The sequence below is a fragment of the Kosakonia sp. BYX6 genome (assembly GCF_038449125.1).
GTDB classification, from domain to species: domain Bacteria; phylum Pseudomonadota; class Gammaproteobacteria; order Enterobacterales; family Enterobacteriaceae; genus Kosakonia; species Kosakonia calanthes.
Map to the genome: position 1 here is coordinate 2,242,042 of NZ_CP151800.1, position 21,800 is coordinate 2,263,841.

At 54.1% G+C, this 21,800-nt stretch carries 18 protein-coding genes, 2 tRNA genes and 1 other RNA gene; 10 read left to right on the forward strand and 11 right to left on the reverse strand.

Annotated features, from left to right (window positions below; all coding sequences use genetic code 11):
• Positions 1-262: 262 nt before the first annotated feature.
• Together chaB and AAEY27_RS10470 are read left to right on the forward strand one after the other, a co-directional pair.
• Positions 263-493, forward strand: a complete 231-nt coding sequence (gene chaB / locus AAEY27_RS10465) for a putative cation transport regulator ChaB (protein ID WP_342325210.1) — start codon at positions 263-265, stop codon at positions 491-493.
• Positions 494-667: 174 nt separating this feature from the next.
• Entirely contained in the window at positions 668-1,366 is a 699-nt protein-coding gene (locus tag AAEY27_RS10470; protein ID WP_342325212.1) for a gamma-glutamylcyclotransferase, read from the forward strand.
• 9 nt (positions 1,367-1,375) lie between these two features.
• On the opposite strand, the gene AAEY27_RS10475 is transcribed toward AAEY27_RS10470, so the two are convergent.
• The 4 genes from AAEY27_RS10475 to AAEY27_RS10490 form a co-directional block, all read right to left on the reverse strand.
• On the reverse strand, positions 1,376-1,621 hold the full coding sequence (locus tag AAEY27_RS10475; protein ID WP_342325214.1) for a DUF1883 domain-containing protein: 246 nt from the start codon (positions 1,619-1,621) through the stop codon (positions 1,376-1,378).
• A 214-nt stretch (positions 1,622-1,835) separates the two neighbouring features.
• Complete coding sequence (locus AAEY27_RS10480) at positions 1,836-3,620, reverse strand: methyl-accepting chemotaxis protein (protein ID WP_342325216.1); 1,785 nt, start codon at positions 3,618-3,620, stop codon at positions 1,836-1,838.
• 109 nt (positions 3,621-3,729) lie between these two features.
• The gene (locus AAEY27_RS10485) at positions 3,730-4,083 is read right to left on the reverse strand and encodes a DsrE/DsrF/TusD sulfur relay family protein (protein WP_342325217.1); all 354 of its coding nucleotides are present in this window, start codon (positions 4,081-4,083) and stop codon (positions 3,730-3,732) included.
• A gap of 99 nt (positions 4,084-4,182) precedes the next feature.
• A complete protein-coding gene (locus AAEY27_RS10490; protein WP_342325218.1) occupies positions 4,183-4,731 on the reverse strand; it encodes a YbhB/YbcL family Raf kinase inhibitor-like protein in 549 nt (182 codons plus the stop codon).
• A 207-nt stretch (positions 4,732-4,938) separates the two neighbouring features.
• Here AAEY27_RS10490 and AAEY27_RS10495 point away from each other — a divergent pair, with 207 nt between their 5' ends.
• Complete coding sequence (locus AAEY27_RS10495) at positions 4,939-6,303, forward strand: YchO/YchP family invasin (protein WP_342325534.1); 1,365 nt, start codon at positions 4,939-4,941, stop codon at positions 6,301-6,303.
• Positions 6,304-6,306: 3 nt separating this feature from the next.
• Here AAEY27_RS10495 and narL read toward each other — a convergent pair whose 3' ends face one another.
• Positions 6,307-6,957 (reverse strand): two-component system response regulator NarL, encoded by a 651-nt coding sequence (gene narL / locus AAEY27_RS10500; protein ID WP_342325220.1) that lies wholly within the window; start codon positions 6,955-6,957, stop codon positions 6,307-6,309.
• Positions 6,950-8,752, reverse strand: a complete 1,803-nt coding sequence (gene narX / locus AAEY27_RS10505) for a nitrate/nitrite two-component system sensor histidine kinase NarX (RefSeq protein WP_342325222.1) — start codon at positions 8,750-8,752, stop codon at positions 6,950-6,952. Before narX ends, narL begins: the two co-directional genes overlap by 8 nt.
• 308 nt (positions 8,753-9,060) lie before the next feature.
• Between narX and AAEY27_RS10510 the strand changes: the two genes are divergently transcribed.
• From AAEY27_RS10510 to narI, 5 genes are all read left to right on the forward strand, one after another.
• Positions 9,061-10,452 carry a NarK family nitrate/nitrite MFS transporter gene (locus tag AAEY27_RS10510; protein ID WP_342325223.1) on the forward strand — a complete coding sequence of 464 codons (1,392 nt, stop codon included), beginning with the start codon at positions 9,061-9,063 and terminating at the stop codon, positions 10,450-10,452.
• Positions 10,453-10,846: 394 nt separating this feature from the next.
• Complete coding sequence (locus AAEY27_RS10515) at positions 10,847-14,590, forward strand: nitrate reductase subunit alpha (protein WP_342325224.1); 3,744 nt, start codon at positions 10,847-10,849, stop codon at positions 14,588-14,590.
• A complete protein-coding gene (narH, locus tag AAEY27_RS10520) occupies positions 14,587-16,122 on the forward strand; it encodes a nitrate reductase subunit beta (protein ID WP_342325225.1) in 1,536 nt (511 codons plus the stop codon). The genes AAEY27_RS10515 and narH overlap by 4 nt, the downstream gene beginning before the upstream one ends.
• On the forward strand, positions 16,119-16,829 hold the full coding sequence (narJ, locus tag AAEY27_RS10525; protein WP_342325226.1) for a nitrate reductase molybdenum cofactor assembly chaperone: 711 nt from the start codon (positions 16,119-16,121) through the stop codon (positions 16,827-16,829). The genes narH and narJ overlap by 4 nt, the downstream gene beginning before the upstream one ends.
• Positions 16,829-17,506 (forward strand): respiratory nitrate reductase subunit gamma, encoded by a 678-nt coding sequence (gene narI / locus AAEY27_RS10530; RefSeq protein ID WP_342325228.1) that lies wholly within the window; start codon positions 16,829-16,831, stop codon positions 17,504-17,506. Before narJ ends, narI begins: the two co-directional genes overlap by 1 nt.
• 225 nt (positions 17,507-17,731) lie before the next feature.
• Here the strand turns inward: narI and AAEY27_RS10535 are convergent.
• The 5 genes from AAEY27_RS10535 to AAEY27_RS10555 form a co-directional block, all read right to left on the reverse strand.
• Positions 17,732-17,816: transfer RNA gene (locus tag AAEY27_RS10535), tRNA-Tyr, on the reverse strand.
• Positions 17,817-17,850: 34 nt separating this feature from the next.
• A non-coding RNA gene (locus tag AAEY27_RS10540) (RtT sRNA) lies at positions 17,851-17,981 on the reverse strand.
• Between the two features lie 43 nt (positions 17,982-18,024).
• Positions 18,025-18,109 (reverse strand) — tRNA-Tyr (locus AAEY27_RS10545).
• Positions 18,110-18,271: 162 nt separating this feature from the next.
• On the reverse strand, positions 18,272-19,114 hold the full coding sequence (purU, locus tag AAEY27_RS10550) for a formyltetrahydrofolate deformylase (RefSeq protein WP_342325229.1): 843 nt from the start codon (positions 19,112-19,114) through the stop codon (positions 18,272-18,274).
• Positions 19,115-19,162: 48 nt separating this feature from the next.
• The gene (locus AAEY27_RS10555; protein WP_342325231.1) at positions 19,163-19,621 is read right to left on the reverse strand and encodes a YchJ family protein; all 459 of its coding nucleotides are present in this window, start codon (positions 19,619-19,621) and stop codon (positions 19,163-19,165) included.
• Between the two features lie 111 nt (positions 19,622-19,732).
• On the opposite strand from AAEY27_RS10555, the gene rssA reads away from it, so the two are divergent.
• Both rssA and rssB read left to right on the forward strand, forming a co-directional pair.
• Positions 19,733-20,641 (forward strand): patatin-like phospholipase RssA, encoded by a 909-nt coding sequence (gene rssA / locus AAEY27_RS10560; RefSeq protein WP_342325233.1) that lies wholly within the window; start codon positions 19,733-19,735, stop codon positions 20,639-20,641.
• A gap of 91 nt (positions 20,642-20,732) precedes the next feature.
• On the forward strand, positions 20,733-21,746 hold the full coding sequence (gene rssB, locus AAEY27_RS10565; protein WP_342325234.1) for a two-component system response regulator RssB: 1,014 nt from the start codon (positions 20,733-20,735) through the stop codon (positions 21,744-21,746).
• The last annotated feature ends 54 nt before the right edge of the window (positions 21,747-21,800 follow it).

Here is a 21,800-nt window from a genome sequence, read left to right on the forward strand (position 1 = left end):
TCACAGTGCAGGTATTAGTGAATTATAGATAAAAATGCGTTGCACTTTAAAATAGCAAATAGCGCGGTTTTAACGGGTTTTTTTACGTAATTTTACTGACATCGTTAAACTTTCATGTGAGATGCCAGAAAGTAGTGGTTTAACTAAAATTATTATTATCTAACAATAAGATAAAAATATAGATGAGTAACGATTTTGTGAAAGTGGCGCAGGCGGCGATTATCGTCCAGACTTATCTTTTTAGCCGAAAAGGAGCAGGAAAATGCCGTATAAATCAAAATCCGATCTGCCCGATAGCGTGCAACACGTGCTGCCAGCCCATGCGCAGGAAATTTATAAAGAGGCCTTCAACAGCGCCTGGGACCAATACAAGGATAAAGAAGACCGGCGCGGCGATGCCAGCCGCGAAGAGACGGCTCATCGAGTCGCCTGGGCGGCGGTAAAAAATGAGTATCAAAAAGGTGATGATGATAAATGGCATAAAAAGAAATAACCCCTAAGGGCATTTGCTTTCGCCATATATAGCTCTAAATGATGAATTGACGCTATTGCAAGCGCCGCGTGAATTGAATATCTTCCCGGTAAGCTGTGTTGAAAATAAACAGCCGATGTCGGGAAGGCAGCAATAAAGCAGTCGCAAGGAAGTTGGTCGTGGCGGAGGTAGAAGATGTTAACGCGTGATTTCTTGCGAACAGTAGATTGTAAAACAGCGTTTGGGGACATAGACGAATCGTTGTTGTGGTCGGCAGAACAGCGGGCGGCATCGCTCGCGGCGACGCTGGCGTGCCGCCCGGATGACGGGCCGGTATGGATTTTTGGCTACGGTTCGCTGATGTGGAACCCGGCGCTGGAGTTTGACGAATCGAGCACCGGCACGCTGACCGGCTGGCACCGTGCGTTTTGTTTGCGTTTAACGGCGGGTCGCGGTACGGTTTGCCAACCTGGGCGCATGCTTGCCCTGAAAGAGGGTGGGCGCACCACAGGTGTAGCCTATCGGTTACCTGAAGCGATGCTGACCGAAGAACTGACTCTGCTGTGGAAGCGCGAAATGATCACCGGCTGCTATTTGCCAAGCTGGTGCAAATTAGCCCTCGATGATGGACGTGTCGTCAATGCGCTGGTGTTTATTATCGATCCGCGCCATCCGCTGTATGAATCGGATACCCGCTCGCAAACCATTGCTCCGTTGATTGCGTCAGCCAGCGGCCCGTTGGGAACCAACGCGCAATACCTTTTCTCGCTGGAGCAAGAGTTGATTAAGCTCGGCATGCAAGATGACTGCCTGAATGATCTGGTGAATAAAGTGCGTGTGCTGCTGGGGGGAGAAAAACCAGGCTCGAACTTGCTGCCTGGTTTTGCCTGCTGACAGTTGCGATTACGCCGCAACGTAGCTGATCGAGTGTTCCAGTGACTGGCTGTGGCTATCGATCAGCACACTCCAGACGCCGCTGTAAGGCACAGACAGATACGCGTTAGCGCGATTCTGTACACTCAGGATATCGGTCTGAGCGTTCGGGCTGTGACTCTTCTCGCTCATTAGATGGATATGACAATTTTCAGAACAACGAACAACAACTGTGTCCCCGCCAAATAACTTCAAACTTGCTTTTACCACCGCCATTTTAAACCCCGTAGTTTTTTAACAACGCGATCCGTGCGGGAAATTCCCCGTGCGTAACTTTACTTACAATTCGCTTACGGAATAACACCAAAGGGAAGGGGTTCTAATGCTGATTTTGATCAAAAAATGACGTAACGATTAAACAAAAATTACATTATTCGGTTCGGGTTAAGGTCGGCGCGTAAAAGCGTGGCTAAAACGCGCCGACAAGAGATTAAATGCGGAAATGCCCGGCGGTGTCGGCCAGCTCACTGGCTTGTGAACGTAACGCACCGGCGGCGGCGGTGGATTCCACTACCAGTTCAGCATTCTGCTGCACCATGCGGTCGAGATTGATAACCGCATGATTGATCTCCTGAATCCCTTTCATCTGCTCACTGGTGGCGACAGTGATTTCACGCATGATCACCGACACGCTGTCGATGCTGGAAACAATATCGGTCATGCTTTCGCCCGCTAGCCGCACGTAGCGCGAACCGGTAGCGACACTTTCCGTGGTCGAATCGATCAGTGATTTGATCTCTTTCGCCGCTTGCGCACTGCGGCTTGCCAGGTTACGGACTTCTCCAGCCACCACCGCAAATCCGCGACCTTGTTCACCGGCGCGTGCGGCTTCCACCGAGGCGTTGAGCGCCAGGATATTGGTCTGGAAGGCAATGCCGTCAATCACACTGGTGATATCGCCGATTTTCGCTGAGGCCACTTCGATGGATTGCATAGTATTAATCGCCTGATTCACCACCTGGCCGCCGCGCGAAGCCGCTTGCGAGGCGACATGCGCCTGATCATTGGCCTGCGCCGCCGCGTCGGTTGATTGGGCAACAGAAGCGGTGATTTGCTCAACGGCGCTGGCGGTTTCGCGCAGGCTGGAGGCCGCCTGTTCTGTACGCCCGGAGAGATCCTGGTTACCGGCGGCAATCTCTTGCGCCGCCAGTTGCACCGAATTGGTCGAATCGCGCAGCTTCACCATCACCACCGCCAGCTTGTCGCTGAAGGCGTTAAAGGCGTGAGCGATTTGCGCAACCTCATCATTACCGCCGACCGGCAAACGCTGGGACAAGTCGTTTGTACCGCTGCTGATGGCATTCATCGCATCACGGATGGTCAGCAGCCGTTTAAGCATTGTCGACACGATCCATTGCATAAATGCTCCGGCAATCAGCACCAGCACTACCAGCGACAATGAGGAGGCTTTCAACTGCGCGCGTAGGCCGGTAGTGGAATCGGCGCTATCCAGAGCGACCACCAGCAACCAGTTGGTGCCTTTGATCGGGCTTGCCCGCAACGCTTTGGCGGCGCCAGCATAAAGCCCGGTGGTCGCTTTACCGGCGCGAAGATCGGCAAAATTGACCTCGCTAATCGCTTCCGTAAAAGGTTTCATCGTCAGCTTATCGTTGGCGGCCGCAATGATGGCGCCATCGCTGGCGAGCAGCATACCGGTGCTGTTTGGCGTTGGGCTTATTCCACGCACGTTTGCTACGACGCTATCCATTGACACGTCGCCCGCCACAACGCCTTTCAGCGTGCCGTTCTCTTTCACCGGTACGGCAAAGGTGACCACCAGTGCGCCGGTGCTGGCATCGACATACGGTGCGGTGACCACCGGCGCATCCGCTTTGACCACTTGCTGATACCACGGGCGAATCGTGGGGTCATAATCCGCCGGTACGCCGCCGGGATCGGAGAACTTCGCCGTTTTGCTGGCATAGCCGACATAGACGTTGATGAAACCACCCGCGCGCGCTATTTGCGTGAATACCGGCACGGGATCGTCGGTTAATGCAACGCTTTGCAGCGATGCAATCATGTTCATTTTGCTGGACACCCAGTCAGCAATGGCAGCGCTGTGACTGGCGCTGGTGCTGGAGAGAATATCTTGCTGGGTTTGCTGATTGTGTTGGCGAGTGACCTGATAGTTAATGACGGTGTTAAGAAGCAATGCGATCGCGAGACACCCCGCTGTCGCCGAAATAATACGGGCTTTAATCGATCTGAACATTTTTATAGTACCTGCTGTGTTTGTCTTAAGTTGTGCTATCGGCAACACAGCAGGCAAACTTGATGACCTAACGTCATCCATAAGAAAATCGTATTAAACCTGTCGCAGGTTAAAACGTTAATACTTTATCTGCGGCCAGCGTCCACTGCGCCAGTTCGACCAATGTGCCAATTTCCACACCGTCGGCAAGCGGCAGCGAGGTGACGCCGCGGCCGTCCGTACAGGTTTTACACAGCTTCACCGGCACGTTCTGCGCGGTAAGAATCTCCAGCATTTGTTGGATGTTATAGCCCTCGGCAGGTTTTTGCCCGCGCAGCCCGGCGGTCACGGCATCGGACATCAAAAACAGCTGCAACGCGAGGCTTGAATCTTGTTCACGCAGGGCAATCGCCAGACGCAGGCTGTTAAACAGAGATTCACTTCCATAAGCCGCGCCGTTGGCGATGATCACTATCTTTTGCATCTTCACTCCTTCGATAAAAAGTAGACGTGCCGGCTATGCTACTGCGCCGCCGCCGTAGGTGAAAGGGTGGCGGCACAAAGTGTGGCGTGAAGAGCAAAATTACTGCCCGAAGCGGCCAATTAACCCGGCCGCCGCCAGCGTATGGCCTTTGAGTTTGCCGAACAGTTCTTCGCGGGTTAACCCCTCCGGCAATGTTGGCGCAAGAGACGTGGCGATCAGCGTAAACGTGTAGTGATGGGCGCCGCTGCCCGGCGGTGGGCAGGGGCCGTGCCAGCGGAAATTACCCGGCGTGTTTTTCCCGCCGGTATAGCCTTTGCCGTCACGCAGATCGTTTTGCGCGAACCCGGCGGCAGACGCGGCGATGTTATAAGCCACCAGATGAGTCACGCCCAGCCCGCTTGCGCCTTCGGGATCGTGGACCACCAGCGCGAAGCTTTTGGTATTGGCGGGTGGATGGTTCCACACCAGCGAAGGTGACAGGTTTTCACCGGTGCAGTTGGGGTTATTGCTGGCATTGCCGGCGAATTTCTTCTCCATCAGCGCGTTATCGGCAAAAGCCGGCGATTGCAGGATAAACAGCTCATCGGCGCTGGCCTGCACGCCGTAAAACAGCATTGCACTGCACAATACGTTGAGTTTCTTATTCATGGCGCATCTCTTTTGGCAATGGTGCATTAACTTTAGTCGCAGCGAAGCGCAAGGGATAAGGATTTTCCTGATATCTGCTCCGCGACTGTAAAGAGTGGCTAAAACCGTTAAACTTAGCGCGTGACTTCACAAAAATAGGACGGGAACTTCATCAGCGTTGTGATACGACATCTTTTCACTTATCCACTCTTTTCGCTCCTTGCCTTCATGCTGGCGGGGAGCACTGCCGGTGCCGCGCAGAACAGTTTCGTGCAGCAAGCGGAAAACCCTTTCGATAATGACGGCGACGGTTTGCCGGATCTCGGTATGGCGCCGGAAAACGGCGCGCAGGAAAAACATTTCGCCGAAATGGCAAAAGCGTTCGGTGAAGCGAGCATGACCGACAACGGCCTGACCACCGGTGAGCAGGCGCGCCAGTTCGCCTTTGGGCAAATTCGTGATGTGGTGAGTGATGAAGTTAACCAGCAGGTGGAATCGTGGTTATCGCCGTGGGGCAGCGCCAGTATTGATCTGCAAGTGGATAACGAAGGCGGGTTTAACGGTAGCCACGGCAACTGGTTTGTGCCTTTGCAGGATAATAACCGCTACCTGAGTTGGAGCCAGCTTGGGTTGACGCAGCAGGACGACGGGCTGATCGGTAATCTCGGCGTTGGCCAGCGCTGGATAGCCGGAGACTGGTTGCTGGGTTACAACACCTTTTATGACAATCAGATGGATGAGAATCTTGGTCGCGCGGGGTTAGGCGCCGAAGCGTGGGGGGAATACCTGCGGCTTTCCGCTAACTATTATCAGCCTGTTAGCCACTGGGATTACCAAACCGCCACGCAGCAGTTGCGCATGGCAAGAGGTTACGATGTCACGGCCCAGGCGCGTTTGCCGTTTTATCAGCAGCTTGGCACCAGCGTCAGTGTGGAACAGTACTTTGGCGATAACGTCGATCTGTTTGATACCGGCACGGGGTATCGCAATCCGGTTGCCGTGAAATTTGGCGTGAATTACACCCCGGTGCCGCTGGTGACACTCACCGCCGAGCACCGGCAGGGTGAAAGCGGCGTCAGCCAGAATGATTTAGGTCTGAAACTCAATTACCGTTTCGGCGTGCCGCTCTGGAAGCAGCTTTCTGCCAGCGAAGTGGCGGCAAGCACGTCATTGCGCGGGAGCCGCTACGACAGCCCAACCCGCAATAACGCGCCGGTGTATGAGTATCGCCAGCGTAAAACGTTATCGGTGTTCCTCGCCACGCCGCCGTGGGATCTTCAGCCGGGCGAAACCGTGGCGCTGAAATTACAGGTACGCAGTACACACGGCGTGCGCTCCATTACCTGGCAGGGCGATACGCAAACTTTAAGCCTGACGCCACCGGCGAACGCGCAAAGTGAAGAGGGCTGGACATTAATCATGCCGCGCTGGGACAGCAGTGAAGGGGCAACCAACCATTGGACACTGACGGCGCTGGTGGAAGATGATAAAGGGCAGCGAGTTCAGTCCAATACCATTGAGCTGAAACTGACCGAGCCGGTGATCCCACCGGCCAGCGAAAGCAGCGCGGGCTGGACAATGTCCGGCCCGTAATCCTCAGAAAATACGTTCCTGATGCACCCAAACGGCGGCTTCCACACGGGATTTGAGCTTCATTTTTTTCAGCATGTGCTTCACATGCACTTTTACCGTGCTTTCGGTGATATCCAGACGGCGGGCGATCATTTTGTTTGGTAAGCCCTGGGCAATCAGCTTGAGGATGTCGCGCTCGCGCGGCGTTAACTGCGAAATATCGCGATCGGTCGTAGCGCGGTTAGCACGCAGGCTGGCTGCCAGCACCGGCGTTAATGCTTCGCTGAGCACCATTTCGCCCGCCGCCGCTTGCTGCAACGCTTTCAGCAAATCCTCAGGTTCCATATCTTTCAGCAGGTAGCCGTCCGCACCGCGTTTCAGCGCGGTGACCACATCCTCTTCGTGGTTAGAAACGCTAAACACCACCACGCGGCCAGACAGGGTTTTTTCCCGCAGTTTATCCAGCGTTTCCAGCCCGTTCATGCCCGGCATATTGAGATCCAGCAGTATCAGGTCCGGATCCAGTGATTCCGCCAGTTCAATGCCTTGCTCCCCGTTACTGGCTTCGCCGACAACGGTGATATCAGGTGCCATGCTGATCAACTGCTTCACACCGGTTCGCAGCATTGGATGGTCGTCGATCAACAGGATAGTAGCGGGATCCTGATTACTCATGGGTATCTCCTTGCGTGGATGAGAGAAACGTCTCAGGTATAAACGTAACGACAACCTCGGTTCCCCCGGTTGCTCCGGGGCGCACCTGGCAATCGCCGCGCAGACTTTGCGCGCGGTCACGCATAATTATTAATCCATAGTGGTTGGTCCGTTCGGCATTGACCGGAATCCCACAACCGTTATCGGTAATGCGCAATATTACCCGGTTTTCCTGTTGTTGAACTGCGACGCTGACCGCGGTTGCGCCGGAGTGTTTTAAAGCATTGCTCAGTGCTTCACGGGCGATTTGCAACAGATGAATCGCCTGATGCGCGGGCACTAAACGGGGCGGTAACTGGTAGTCAAGCCGCACATCGAAACCGAAGTGCGCGCTGTACTCCTGGCAACTGGATTCCAGCGCCGGGCGTAACCCCGGTTCGCTTAATTGTAAGCGGAATGTGGTGAGTAGCTCGCGCAGTTGCGCCCATGAGGTGTTCAGTTCATTGCGAATTTGCCCCAGTAATTGCTGGCTGCTTTGCGGTAACTCGTCGCCCTGCATTTGCAAACAACTGACCTGCATCTTCATACAAGAGAGGGACTGGGCAATCGAGTCGTGTAATTCGCGGGCGATGGTGGCGCGTTCTTCCATCACCATTAATTGCTGCTGTTTGTCCTGATGCCTGTCCAGCGCCAGCGTGGCGGTGAGTTGTTCAACCAGCGTATCGACCAGTTGCTGCTGATCGTGGCTTAAATGCCGACCCGGCGGCAGCTTGGCCAGCAACAAACCGTACTGCATATGCGCATCCGCCAGCCGCCATTTGAGCGTCGAACCAATGCCAGTGGACTCGACAAGCTTGCCGTCGCGCGGGCATAAATGGCAGCCCCTTACATCACAGCTACTGGTCGACTGGCAGGTAAATTCCTGGTGGTTTTCCTCATCTTCCATATCGTAAACACGCAGTTCGATATCATGCAGCAACGTCAGATTTTGCAGGCCGTTGAGCACGGGCGACAGGCGCTCACAAAGTGGAATGGGTGAATGCAGGCGATGGTTGGCCTGCCATAAGAAAGAGAGAATTTGGTTTTTTTGCTCAAGCCCGGCGGTTTTCTCTTGCACGCGGCGCTCGAGCACCGCGTAACTTTCGCCCAGTTCTGCGGACATATTATTTAGCGCTTCGCCTAACGTCGCCATTTCATTCCGCCCGCTGATATGTGCGCGCTGGGTAAAATCGCGCTGACTGACGGCGCGCGCCATATGTAGCAACTGCTGCCACGGACGGAGTAGACGCGCCCGCAGCCAGACCACGGCAAACAGCAACAAAAGCCCCATTAACACCGCCATCACCCGGTGCATCACGATCACCTGTTCAATGCGCTGTTCAGTATTGCTATCAAATGCGGTGACCAGTTGGTCGATGCGACCCACGAAGAGAGTGATGATATTGGCGACTTCACTCGGTTGGCGAGCCTGTTTGATTGCCGGAACCACCACGCTGTGCCAATAAGTTTGCAGCTCGGCAAGTTGTTTTTGTTGGCCGTCGCGCGCTGCAGCCTGCGCCAGTTCCGGGCTGAATGCGGTGTGTTCCATTTCATCCAGCAGCGGTTGTTCATCTTCATGCAACGGGATTGCCGACAGCAACCGGTAGCTCTGCATGCGTAGCGATCCCGCCTTATTAATGGCATGGGCGCTGCCCTGAACGCCTTGTACCAGCCAGCCGGAAATCGCCATGCCCGTCACGCCGATAAGCGTGGACAACAGCATCAGCAACGCCAGTTGGTTAACCAGCGACATTGGTGAAAAAAGGCGTTTTAGCATAGGCGATTGAGGCTCCTCGGCCGCTTGGGGGGCGGGTGGCGTTATTGTCAGCTATCGCCTGGGGTATACCCATACCTCTAAAGGATTACTCCTTTATTGCCAGTGAGTCGACATTCGGGGGAAGAACCTGAGTAGAGGGGGTCAGAACCGTGAAAAACCACACCTTTTCTGCCAGTAAGTGCTACTCATAAATGAGCATGATGATTTTTTGCGCATTATAACGGCCGCTTTTCCTTTGATTTATATCAACTTAACTCGCGCCGTAGAAACTAATGTGGCACCCATTAACGTCATCAGCAGAGGTGTATATGCAACACTCATCCATCCCGGACAAGAGTGCGTCATCGCGGGTTATTACCGAGTGGCGTCCTGAAGATCCGGCCTTTTGGCAACAACAGGGACACGCGATTGCCAGCCGTAACTTGTGGATTTCCGTTCCTTGTCTTCTTTTGGCGTTCTGTGTCTGGATGCTATTTAGCGCAGTGGCCGTGAATCTACCAAAAGTGGGCTTTCAGTTCACTACCGATCAACTTTTTACGCTCACCGCGCTGCCGGCTGTTTCCGGCGCGTTGTTACGCGTGCCGTACTCTTTTATGGTGCCGGTATTTGGCGGTCGCCGCTGGACGGCATTCAGCACCGGGATTTTGATCATCCCGTGCGTGTGGCTGGGCTTTGCCGTACAGGATACGACGACGCCGTTTAGCACCTTTATCATCATCGCGTTGCTGTGCGGTTTTGCCGGGGCTAACTTCGCGTCCAGTATGGCCAACATCAGCTTCTTTTTCCCGAAACAGAAGCAGGGCGGCGCGCTGGGTATCAATGGCGGTTTCGGCAACCTCGGCGTCAGCGTAATGCAGCTGATTGCGCCGCTGGCCATTTCATTTTCTATTTTCGCCGCGTTTGGCGGGACGGGCGTTGCCCAGCCGGATGGCACCCTGCTGTATCTGGAAAACGCCGCCTGGGTTTGGGTGCCGTTACTGGCAATCTTCACGCTGGCGGCCTGGTTTGGCATGAACGAACTGGCCACCTCAAAAGCGTCGCTTCGCGCGCAATTACCGGTATTGAAACGCGCGCATTTGTGGATTATGAGCTTCCTCTACCTGGCGACTTTCGGCTCGTTTATCGGTTTTTCCGCCGGGTTCGCCATGTTGTCGAAAACCCAGTTCCCGGACGTGCAAATCCTGCATTTCGCTTTCTTCGGCCCGTTAGTGGGCGCACTGGCGCGTTCTGCGGGCGGGGCGATTTCTGATCGTCTTGGCGGGACGCGCGTGACGCTGGTGAACTTTATGGTGATGGCCGTTTTCAGCGCACTGCTGTTTCTGACCTTACCGACGGGCGGGGCGGGCGGTAATTTCGTTGCGTTCTTCTGCGTTTTCCTCGTGCTGTTCCTGACGGCCGGGCTGGGCAGCGGCTCTACATTCCAGATGATTTCGGTGATTTTTCGCAAAATGACCATGGATCGTGTGCAAAAAGCGGGTGGTAGCGAGAGCGACGCCATGCGTGAGGCTGCAACGGAAACGGCGGCGGCGCTGGGCTTTATCTCCGCTATTGGCGCGATCGGCGGTTTCTTTATTCCTAAAGCATTCGGCACTTCTCTGGCGTTAACCGGTTCGCCGGCGGGCGCGATGAAAGTGTTCCTCGTGTTCTATATTGCCTGCGTGGTGATCACCTGGGCGGTATACGGGCGTAAAAAACAATAATACTGAGTCATTGTTGATTATCGTTGCGCGGCTTTTGCCGCGCTTTTTTTGCTTTGCTATTAGTTACAACATACTTTTATGTTTTCGCTTAGGTGAGCTTCGGCAAGCACAGTGACGAAAGTCGCAGAGCAGGGCGTCTACCCCTTAATACCTCGCGAGCCAGATACTTCTCTGTAATTTCGTGAGTAAATCAATAAATGCATTATTTATCAAGGAGATAAAAAGTATAAAATAATAACCCTTTGGTAGTACTCCACGTTTTTGGCCTGTAAACCATGCTCTGGCGGCTTGATCGTCATCAATTCTCTTTGTCTTTGTGAGGGTTACCTTCGCGGCAAATGCAGCAATGTCGATTTAGCAAGAGAGCCGCACAGGCTCCAACAGGAGAACCCCGATGAGTAAATTCCTGGACCGGTTTCGCTACTTTAAACAAAAAGGCGAAACCTTTGCCGACGGGCACGGCCAGCTCTTAAACACCAACCGGGACTGGGAGGATGGATACCGCAGCCGTTGGCAGCACGATAAAGTTGTGCGTTCAACCCACGGCGTCAACTGCACCGGCTCGTGCAGTTGGCAGATTTTCGTTAAAAACGGGCTGGTCACCTGGGAAACCCAGCAGACTGACTACCCGCGCACCCGCCCTGATATGCCAAACCATGAACCGCGCGGCTGCCCACGCGGCGCGAGCTACTCCTGGTATCTCTACAGCGCAAACCGCCTAAAATACCCGCTGATGAGCAAACGCCTGATCAAACTGTGGCGTGAAGCGAAAGCGCAGCATAGCGATCCGGTCAATGCCTGGGCTTCAATTATTGAAGACGCTGATAAAGCAAAAAGCTTTAAACAAGCGCGCGGTCGCGGCGGTTTTGTTCGCTCCTCCTGGCAGGAAGTGAACGAACTGATTGCCGCTTCCAACGTCTACACCGTGAAAACGTACGGCCCGGACCGCGTGGCCGGTTTCTCGCCGATCCCGGCGATGTCGATGGTGTCTTATGCTTCCGGCGCGCGTTATCTGTCGCTGATTGGCGGGACTTGCTTAAGTTTCTATGACTGGTATTGCGACTTGCCGCCAGCCTCCCCGCAAACCTGGGGCGAGCAGACCGACGTGCCGGAATCTGCCGACTGGTACAACTCCAGCTATATCCTCGCCTGGGGTTCCAACGTCCCGCAAACCCGTACGCCAGATGCGCACTTCTTTACCGAAGTCCGTTACAAAGGCACTAAAACTGTTGCTATCACCCCGGACTACGCGGAAATCGCCAAACTGTGCGATTTATGGCTGGCGCCGAAGCAGGGCACCGATGCCGCGATGGCGCTGGCGATGGGCCACGTCATGTTGCGCGAGTTCCACCTTGATAAACCCAGCCAGTACTTTACCGACTATGTGCGTCGCTACACCGACATGCCGATGCTGGTACTGCTGGAAGAGCGAGAAGGTTACTACGCCGCGGGCCGAATGTTGCGAGCTGCCGATCTGGTGGATGCGCTCGGTCAGGAAAATAACCCGGAATGGAAAACCGTTGCGCTGGATAGCGAAGGCAATATGGTCGCACCGAACGGTTCAATCGGTTTCCGCTGGGGCGAAAAAGGGAAGTGGAACCTTGAACAGCGCGACGGCGGCAACGGCGCCGATGTTGAGCTGACCCTGAGCTTGCTGGGCAAACACGACGATGTGGCGCAGGTCGGATTCCCGTACTTTGGTGGCGATAATACTGAACATTTCCAGGGCGTGACGCTGGATAACATCCTGCTGCATAAACTGCCGATTAAACGCCTGCAACTGGCCGATGGCAGCACCGCGCTGGTAACCACCGTTTACGATCTGAACATGGCGAACTACGGCCTTGAGCGCGGTCTCGGTGACGAAAATTGCGCGTCCCGTTACGACGAAATCAAAGCTTACACGCCAGCATGGGCAGAGAAGATCACCGGTGTGCCGCAGGCGCAGATTATCCGTGTTGCCCGCGAATTTGCAGAGAACGCCGACAAAACCCATGGCCGTTCGATGATTATCGTCGGTGCCGGGATGAACCACTGGTATCACCTCGATATGAACTATCGCGGGCTGATCAACATGCTGATCTTCTGCGGTTGCGTAGGCCAGAGCGGCGGCGGCTGGGCGCATTATGTCGGTCAGGAAAAACTGCGTCCGCAGACCGGCTGGCAGCCGTTGGCGTTTGCCCTCGACTGGCAGCGCCCGGCGCGTCATATGAACAGTACCTCTTACTTCTATAACCACTCCAGCCAGTGGCGCTACGAAACCGTGACCGCGCAGGAATTCCTGTCGCCGATGGCGGATAAATCCCGCTATAGCGGTCATTTGATCGACTTCAACGTCCGTGCCGAGCGTATGGGCTGGTTGCCGTCCGCGCCTCAGTTGGGCACAAACCCGCTGCGCATTGCCGCCGAAGCGGAAAAAGCGGGCATGACGCCGGTGGATTACACCGTCAAATCCCTGAAAGAAGGCTCTCTGCGCTTCGCCGCCGAACAGCCGGAAAATGGCAAAAACCATCCGCGTAACCTGTTTATCTGGCGTTCCAACTTGCTGGGTTCATCGGGTAAAGGCCATGAGTTTATGCTCAAGTATCTGCTGGGTACTGAACACGGTATTCAGGGCCAGGACCTGGGCAAACAGGGCGGTGTGAAACCGGAAGAAGTGGAGTGGCATGACAACGGTCTGGACGGCAAATTGGATCTGGTGGTCACCCTTGATTTCCGTCTCTCCAGTACCTGTCTCTACTCCGATATCGTGCTACCGACCGCAACCTGGTACGAAAAAGACGACATGAATACCTCGGATATGCATCCGTTTATTCATCCGCTTTCGGCTGCTGTTGACCCGGCATGGGAATCAAAAAGCGACTGGGAAATCTACAAAAGCATCGCCAAGTCCTTCTCTGAACTGTGTGTTGGTCATTTAGGCAAAGAAACCGACGTGGTGACGCTGCCCATTCAGCATGACTCCGCCGCTGAACTGGCGCAGCCGCTGGGTGTGAAGGACTGGAAAAAAGGCGAATGCGACCTGATTCCAGGCAAAACTGCGCCGCACATTATTCCGGTTGAACGCGATTATCCGGCGACTTACGAGCGCTTTACTTCCATCGGCCCTTTGATGGAGAAAATCGGTAACGGCGGTAAAGGCATTGCCTGGAATACCCAGAGTGAAATGGATCTGCTGCGTAAGCTGAATTACACCAAAGCGGACGGCCCGGCAAAAGGCCAGCCAATGTTGAACACCGCCATCGACGCCGCGGAAATGATTCTGACGCTGGCACCGGAAACCAACGGCAATGTGGCGGTGAAAGCCTGGGCCGCGCTCAGTGAATTTACCGGCCGCGACCATACGCATCTGGCGCTCAATAAAGAAGACGAGAAGATCCGTTTTCGCGACATTCAGGCGCAGCCGCGCAAAATTATCTCCAGCCCGACCTGGTCAGGCCTGGAAGACGAACATGTCTCTTATAACGCCGGTTATACCAACGTTCATGAGCTGATCCCGTGGCGTACGCTGTCAGGCCGCCAGCAGATTTATCAAGATCATCAGTGGATGCGCGACTTCGGCGAAAGCCTGCTGGTCTACCGCCCGCCGATCAACACCCGTTCGGTGAAAGAAGTGCTGGGCGTGAAATCGAACGGTTTCCCGGAAAAAGCGCTCAACTTCCTGACGCCGCACCAGAAGTGGGGGATCCACTCTACTTACAGCGATAACTTGCTGATGCTGACACTGGGTCGTGGCGGGCCGGTTGTCTGGCTGAGCGAAACCGACGCCAAAGAGATGGGCATTGAAGATAACGACTGGATCGAAGTCTTCAACAGCAACGGCGCGCTGACGGCTCGCGCAGTAGTGAGCCAGCGTGTGCCATCCGGAATGACGATGATGTACCACGCGCAGGAACGCATTGTGAACCTGCCGGGCTCGGAAATTACCGGACAGCGCGGCGGGATCCATAACTCGGTCACGCGTATTACGCCGAAACCGACCCATATGATTGGCGGCTACGCGCAGTTGGCCTACGGCTTTAACTATTACGGTACGGTCGGTTCCAACCGCGATGAATTCGTGGTGGTACGTAAGATGAAGAACATTAACTGGTTGGATGGCGAAGGCAATGACCAGGTACAGGAGAGCGCAAAATGAAAATTCGTTCACAAGTCGGCATGGTGCTGAATCTCGATAAATGCATCGGCTGTCATACCTGTTCAGTGACCTGTAAAAACGTCTGGACCAGCCGTGAAGGGATGGAATACGCCTGGTTTAACAACGTCGAAACCAAACCGGGCACCGGCTTTCCTACCGACTGGGAAAACCAGGAGAAGTGGAAGGGCGGCTGGATCCGCAAAATCAACGGCAAACTGCAACCGCGCATGGGCAACCGTGCGCTGCTGCTCGGCAAAATCTTCGCTAACCCGCATCTTCCGGGCATTGATGATTACTATGAGCCGTTCGACTTCGATTACCAGAACCTGCACACCGCGCCGGAAAGCAAACATCAGCCGATCGCGCGTCCGCGTTCACTGATCACCGGTCAGCGGATGAACAAAATCACCGCCGGCCCGAACTGGGAAGATGACTTCGGCGGTGAATTCGAAAAACTGAGCAAAGATCGGAACTTCGAAAACATGCAGAAAGCGATGTACGGCCAGTTCGAAAACACTTTCATGATGTATTTGCCGCGCCTGTGCGAACACTGCCTCAACCCGGCGTGTGTGGCGACCTGCCCGAGCGGCGCTATCTACAAACGTGAAGAAGACGGCATTGTGCTGATCGATCAGGATAAATGCCGCGGCTGGCGTATGTGCGTGACGGGTTGCCCGTACAAAAAAATCTACTTCAACTGGAAAAGTGGCAAATCAGAGAAATGCATCTTTTGCTATCCGCGTATCGAAGCGGGTATGCCGACCGTCTGCTCGGAAACCTGCGTGGGGCGTATTCGTTACCTCGGCGTGCTGCTGTATGACGCGGATGCGATTGAAAACGCGGCCAGCACCGAGCACGAAAAAGATCTCTATCAGCGCCAACTGGATGTGTTCCTCGACCCGAACGATCCGGCAGTGATCGCCCAGGCGCTGGAAGATGGCGTGCCGCAAAGCGTTATCGACGCCGCGCAGAAATCGCCGGTCTACAAAATGGCGATGGACTGGAAACTGGCGCTGCCGCTGCACCCGGAATACCGCACGTTGCCAATGGTTTGGTATGTACCGCCGCTGTCACCGATCCAGTCTGCTGCGGATGCGGGCGAACTGGGCAGCAACGGCATTCTGCCGGATGTCGAAAGCCTGCGTATTCCGGTGCAGTACCTGGCGAACCTGCTCACAGCAGGCGATACCCAACCGGTACTGCTGGCGCTGAAACGTATGCTGGCGATGCGTCACTTCAAACGCGCGGAAACCGTGGACGGTGTTGAAGATACGCGTGCGCTGGAAGAGGTCGGTTTGACAACGGCGCAAGCGCAGGAGATGTACCGTTATCTCGCGATCGCCAACTACGAAGACCGCTTTGTTGTGCCGTCCAGCCACCGCGAACTGGCGCGTGAAGCCTTCCCGGAGAAGAACGGTTGTGGCTTCAGCTTTGGCGACGGTTGCCACGGTTCGGACAACAAATTCAACCTGTTTAATAGCCGCCGCATCGACGCGGTGAATGTGACAGTGAAAACGGAGCCGCACGCATGATTGAACTGCTGGTTATTTCCCGTTTACTGGAGTACCCCGATGCTGCCTTGTGGCAGCATCAACAGGAGCTGTTTGACGCGCTGGCTTCCGGGGAAAACCTCGCGAAAGCGAACGCGCAGCAGGTGGGGATCTTCTTGCGTGATCTCACTTCCCAGGAATTGTTGGATGCGCAGGCCCGTTACAGTGAGCTGTTCGATCGCGGTCGCGCGACATCATTGCTGCTGTTTGAACATGTTCATGGCGAATCCCGCGATCGCGGCCAGGCAATGGTCGATTTGCTAGCGCAGTACGAGCGTCACGGGTTGCAGTTGGACAGCCGCGAGCTGCCGGATCACTTGCCGCTGTATCTGGAGTATCTGGCGCAGTTGCCGCCTGCGGAAGCGATTGGCGGTTTGCAGGATATCGCGCCGATCCTCGCGTTGTTGCAGGCGCGTTTACTGCAGCGTGAAAGCCATTACGCCACGCTGTTTGATGCGCTGCTAGCGCTGACCAAAACCGAGGTGGATAACGCGCAGGTTGCTGAGAAAATTGCCGGTGAAGCGCGCGACGATACACCGCAGGCACTGGATGCGGTATGGGAAGAAGAGCAGGTGAAGTTCTTCGCCGAACAGGGCTGCGGCGATTCCGACATTACCGCACACCAACGCCGTTTCGCCGGTGCAGTGGCCCCGCAATATCTGAATATCTCAACAGGAGGAGAGCGCTAATGCACTTCCTTAATATGTTCTTCTTTGACATCTATCCGTACATTGCCGGTTCGGTCTTTTTGATCGGTAGCTGGCTGCGTTATGACTACGGTCAGTACAGCTGGCGAGCGGGTTCCAGCCAGATGTTGGATCGCAAAGGGATGAACCTCGCGTCGAATTTGTTCCATTTGGGGATCCTCGGCATTTTCGCGGGTCACTTCCTGGGCATGTTAACGCCGCACTGGATGTACGAATCCTTCCTGCCGATTGAAGTGAAACAGAAGATGGCGATGATTGGCGGCGGAGCCAGCGGGGTGATGTGCCTGGTCGGTGGTTTGCTGCTGCTGAAACGCCGCCTGTTCAATCCGCGTATTCGCGCGACATCCACTGCGGCCGATATTCTGATCATGTCGTTGTTGATGGTGCAGTGCGCGCTGGGTCTGCTGACCATTCCATTCTCTGCGCAGCATATGGACGGCAGTGAAATGATGAAACTGGTGGGATGGGCACAATCCGTGGTGACCTTCCATGTTGGGGCGTCTGCGCATCTTGAGGGTGTGGCGTTTATTTACCGTGTTCACCTGGTGCTGGGTATGACGTTATTTGTGTTGTTCCCGTTCTCGCGCCTGGTGCATATCTGGAGCGCACCGGTGGAGTATTTGACGCGGAAATACCAAATCGTTCGCGCCCGTCGCTAATAACGATAAAGATGATAAAAACCCTGCTCTGGCGGGGTTTTTTGTTGCGTGCTATCAAGTTGCCGGATGGCGGCTGCGCCTTATCCGGCCTACATGACGGGATCTGCGACATATAACGTGTTGAATACGCTCGAGTCGAACCTTGATCGAAGGATCTCATCCTGCCCCGAACGGTGGGATATAAAGGAATGGTATCGTCTGAAGATTGAAGTTTTATTTAAGTGATGGTGGTGGGGGAAGGATTCGAACCTTCGAAGTCGATGACGGCAGATTTACAGTCTGCTCCCTTTGGCCGCTCGGGAACCCCACCAAGGGTAATACACATTGTTGATGCAGGATAAAGACGGTGGTGGGCAAGGATTATTCGTCGCTTCGCTCCTCACCCTTCGGGCCATTGCCTTTGGCAACGTTCTCTCGCTTACGCCCGAGTCGAACCTTAATCGAAGGTTCTTGCCCTTCCCGATAAGTGCATACATCAAATTTACATATCGGTTTTATCACAGTGCTGTGATGAATAATGGTGGTGGGGGAAGGATTCGAACCTTCGAAGTCGATGACGGCAGATTTACAGTCTGCTCCCTTTGGCCACTCGGGAACCCCACCACGGGGTAAAACTAGATTGGTACTGACCACTTCCGTCTCGGGAAGCGCGGCGCATCATACCAAATGATGCGCCACTGTAAAGCGTTCAATCGTGAAAAATGAATCGGTTGCCTGCTTTTTGCCCGCAACGCGTTAAAGCCAGGCAATTCATTTTATGAATGATTACAGAATAATCGTTCGGTTACCGTAAACGAACACACGCTGTGCCAGAACCTGGTACAGTGCGCGGCTTAACACATTTTTCTCTACGTCACGACCGGCACGCATCATATCTTCTGCTGTGTAGGTGTGATCAACATGGATCACGTCCTGCATAATGATTGGGCCTTCGTCCAGATTGTCATTCACGTAATGCGCTGTCGCGCCGATGATCTTCACGCCACGCTCATACGCCTGGTGATAAGGGCGAGCACCAATAAAGGCCGGTAAGAAGGAGTGGTGAATGTTGATGATTTTATTGGGGAATCGTGAAACGAATTCCGGCGTTAACACGCGCATATATTTTGCCAGCACCACGTAATCCGGTTGATGAGCTTCAATCGCTTTCACCATCAGATTATCGTGCGCTTCGCGCGTCAGGCCTTCATGACTTACCAGCTCAAACGGAATATCGAACCGCTCTACCAGCGAACGTAAGGTGTCATGGTTACCAATCACCGCCGCGATATCGACATCCAGCCCGCCGTAATTCGCTTTCATTAATAGATCGCCGAGGCAGTGCGCCTCTTTGGTCACCAGAATAACAACGCGGCGACGGCCTGCGGGGTTCAGCTCGCGCACCGAACCTTCCGGCAACGCGCTGTCGAGATCGGCCAGCAGCGTAGAATCGTTGAAAATCCCTTCCAGCTCAGTACGCATAAAGAAGCGGCCAGTACGGTGATCAACGAATTCATTGTTCTGTACGATGTTCAGTTCATGCTTGTAACAAATGTTGGTGATTCGCGCGATAAGGCCCTTCTGGTCCGGGCAGATGGTGCGCAGAATTTTACGTTGTGAAGAATGCATTGCCGGGTAAATCCTGTTGATTGTGTTTGCTATGAGGTGATGCCAGGCTTATTGCCCGCAGCATTTTTTAAATTTTTTGCCTGACCCGCAGGGGCAGGGATCGTTACGGCCAAACTGCGGTCGCGTACCGTCTATATAGAACCACTCGCCGTTTTCCCTTAAGAAACGGGAGCGTTCGATAATCGCGCCGTTTTTACCTTGTTCGCTAAAACGCGCGACAAAACTGACGTAACCTTCATTGTCATCGTCACCGTAAGCATGCTCAAATAGGGTCAAGCCCAGCCACGTGGTATGAGCAAAACCAGCTTCTATTTGCTCGCGAAATGTCTGCGCTGCACAAGAGGGGTGCCAGGTTTTAATCAGGTAATCCGCCTGGTGTAACACAAAAGCCGTATAGCGCGATCGCATTAAATCGGACGGTTCTGGCGCAGCCCGTACACCAGACAGATAAGGCTGGCAACATAAGCTATACTCCAGAGCGCTACCGCAAGGACAAGGTTGAGACAAAATAGCATTCCTGGAACAAAAAATAACGGCGCTGCTGCGCCAGGGTAGCAATATGTTAACTGAGCCGTAGCGCTGTGGCTACAGTAAGCCGGGGGAAGTAAAACAAGCGTAATGAGAACCGTAAAAATTGGCCTGGCGCTGGGATCGGGCGCAGCCAGAGGTTGGTCGCACATTGGCGTGATCAATGCCTTGCAGCACGCCGGCATCAATATAGATATAGTTGCGGGATGTTCCATTGGTTCATTGGTTGGCGCAGCGTATTCCTGCGGACGGCTGCCGATGCTGGAAAAATGGGTGCGTTCCTTTCGTTATTGGGACGTGCTTCGGCTGATGGATCTCTCCTGGCGACGCGGTGGTTTGCTGCGCGGTGAACGCGTGTTCAATCAATATCGCCTGTTGCTGCCCTTTGACGATTTCAACCATTGTGAAAAGCGCTTCGGCGCCGTGGCGACCAATCTCAGTACCGGGCGCGAATTGTGGTTCACCGAAGGCGATTTGCATCATGCCATCCGCGCGTCTTGCAGCATGCCCGGATTGATGTCGCCGGTGGCGCACAATGGCTACTGGCTGGTTGACGGTGCAGTGGTTAATCCTGTGCCGGTTTCTCTGACCCGCGCAATGGGTGCTGACGTGGTTATTGCGGTCGATTTGCAGCATGACGCGCATCTGATGCAGCAGGATTTGCTTTCGGTAAATTTAACCAATAGCGAAATCGAAAACGGCAGCAGCGAAACATTACGCTGGCATGAACGCTTACGTGAAAGGCTAAGCCGCACGACGCCGAAGCGCCCGGTTACTCCCACCGCGATGGAAATTATGAGTACCTCAATCCAGGTGCTTGAAAATCGGCTTAAACGCAATCGTATGGCGGGCGATCCGCCTGATATTTTGCTGCAACCTGTTTGCCCGCAAATTTCGACACTCGATTTTCATCGTGCAGATGCCGCCATCGCCGCCGGACAATTGGCGGTCGAAAAGAAAATGGATGAATTACTGCCTCTGGTGCGGGCACTGGCGTGAATAAAATTTTTAAAAGACTTCAGCAAATTCTGACAGGCGAGCATCGGCGAAGCATGCCACTATTGATCTATTGTCAGGCAGGGGAGAAGAGATGACGCAGCCGTTGGTCGGAAAACAGATATTGATCGTGGAAGACGAGCCCGTTTTCCGATCGCTGCTGGACTCATGGTTGCAATCACTGGGGGCCACGACGTTGCTGGCCTGTGACGGGGTTGATGCGCTGGACCAAATGGCGGTCAATAAACCTGACTTGATGATTTGTGACCTGGCTATGCCGCGTATGAATGGTCTTGCGCTGGTAGAGTCTGTGCGCAACCAGGGTATGCAGATGCCGGTGCTGGTGATTTCTGCCACTGAAAACATGGCGGACATTGCCAAAGCGTTGCGTCTTGGTGTTCAGGATGTGGTTCTTAAGCCAGTTAAAGATTTCAACCGCTTGAAAGAAACGATCTTCGCTTGTTTATATCCCAACATGTTTAATTCACGCGTTGAGGAAGAGGAACGTTTATTTCAGGACTGGGATGCGTTGGTCGATAATCCTCAAGCGGCTGCCAATTTGTTACAAGAGTTACAACCGCCGGTTCAGCAGATTATTTCCGGCTGTCGAGTGAATTATCGCCAATTGGTTTCTGTTGAAAGCCCTGGTTTGGTGCTTGATATTGCACCGCTTTCCGGACATGACCTTGCCTTTTATTGCCTTGATGTCACACGAGCCGGGAATAACGGTGTGTTGGCAGCTCTATTGCTGCGCGCATTATTTAACGGCTTACTTCAGGAACAGTTATCACATCAGCGGCAGCGTTTACCCGAAATGGGCGCGTTGCTCAAGCAAGTAAATCAATTATTACATCAGGCAAATTTACCCGGGCAGTTTCCTCTGCTGGTGGGCTATTACCATAGCGAACTTAAAAACCTGATATTAGTTTCAGCCGGGCTTAATGCCACATTAAATACCGGTGAACATCAAATTCAAATCAGCAATGGTGTTCCGCTTGGTACGTTGGGGAATACTTACTTGAATCAATTGAGCCAGCGTTGTGACTCCTGGCAATGTCAAGTTTGGGGTGCGGGAGGGCGTCTGCGTTTAATGTTGAGCGCAGAATGAGCAATCGCATCACGCCACGCAGATAGATTTACCCGGCGGATAAAAACGGGTGCT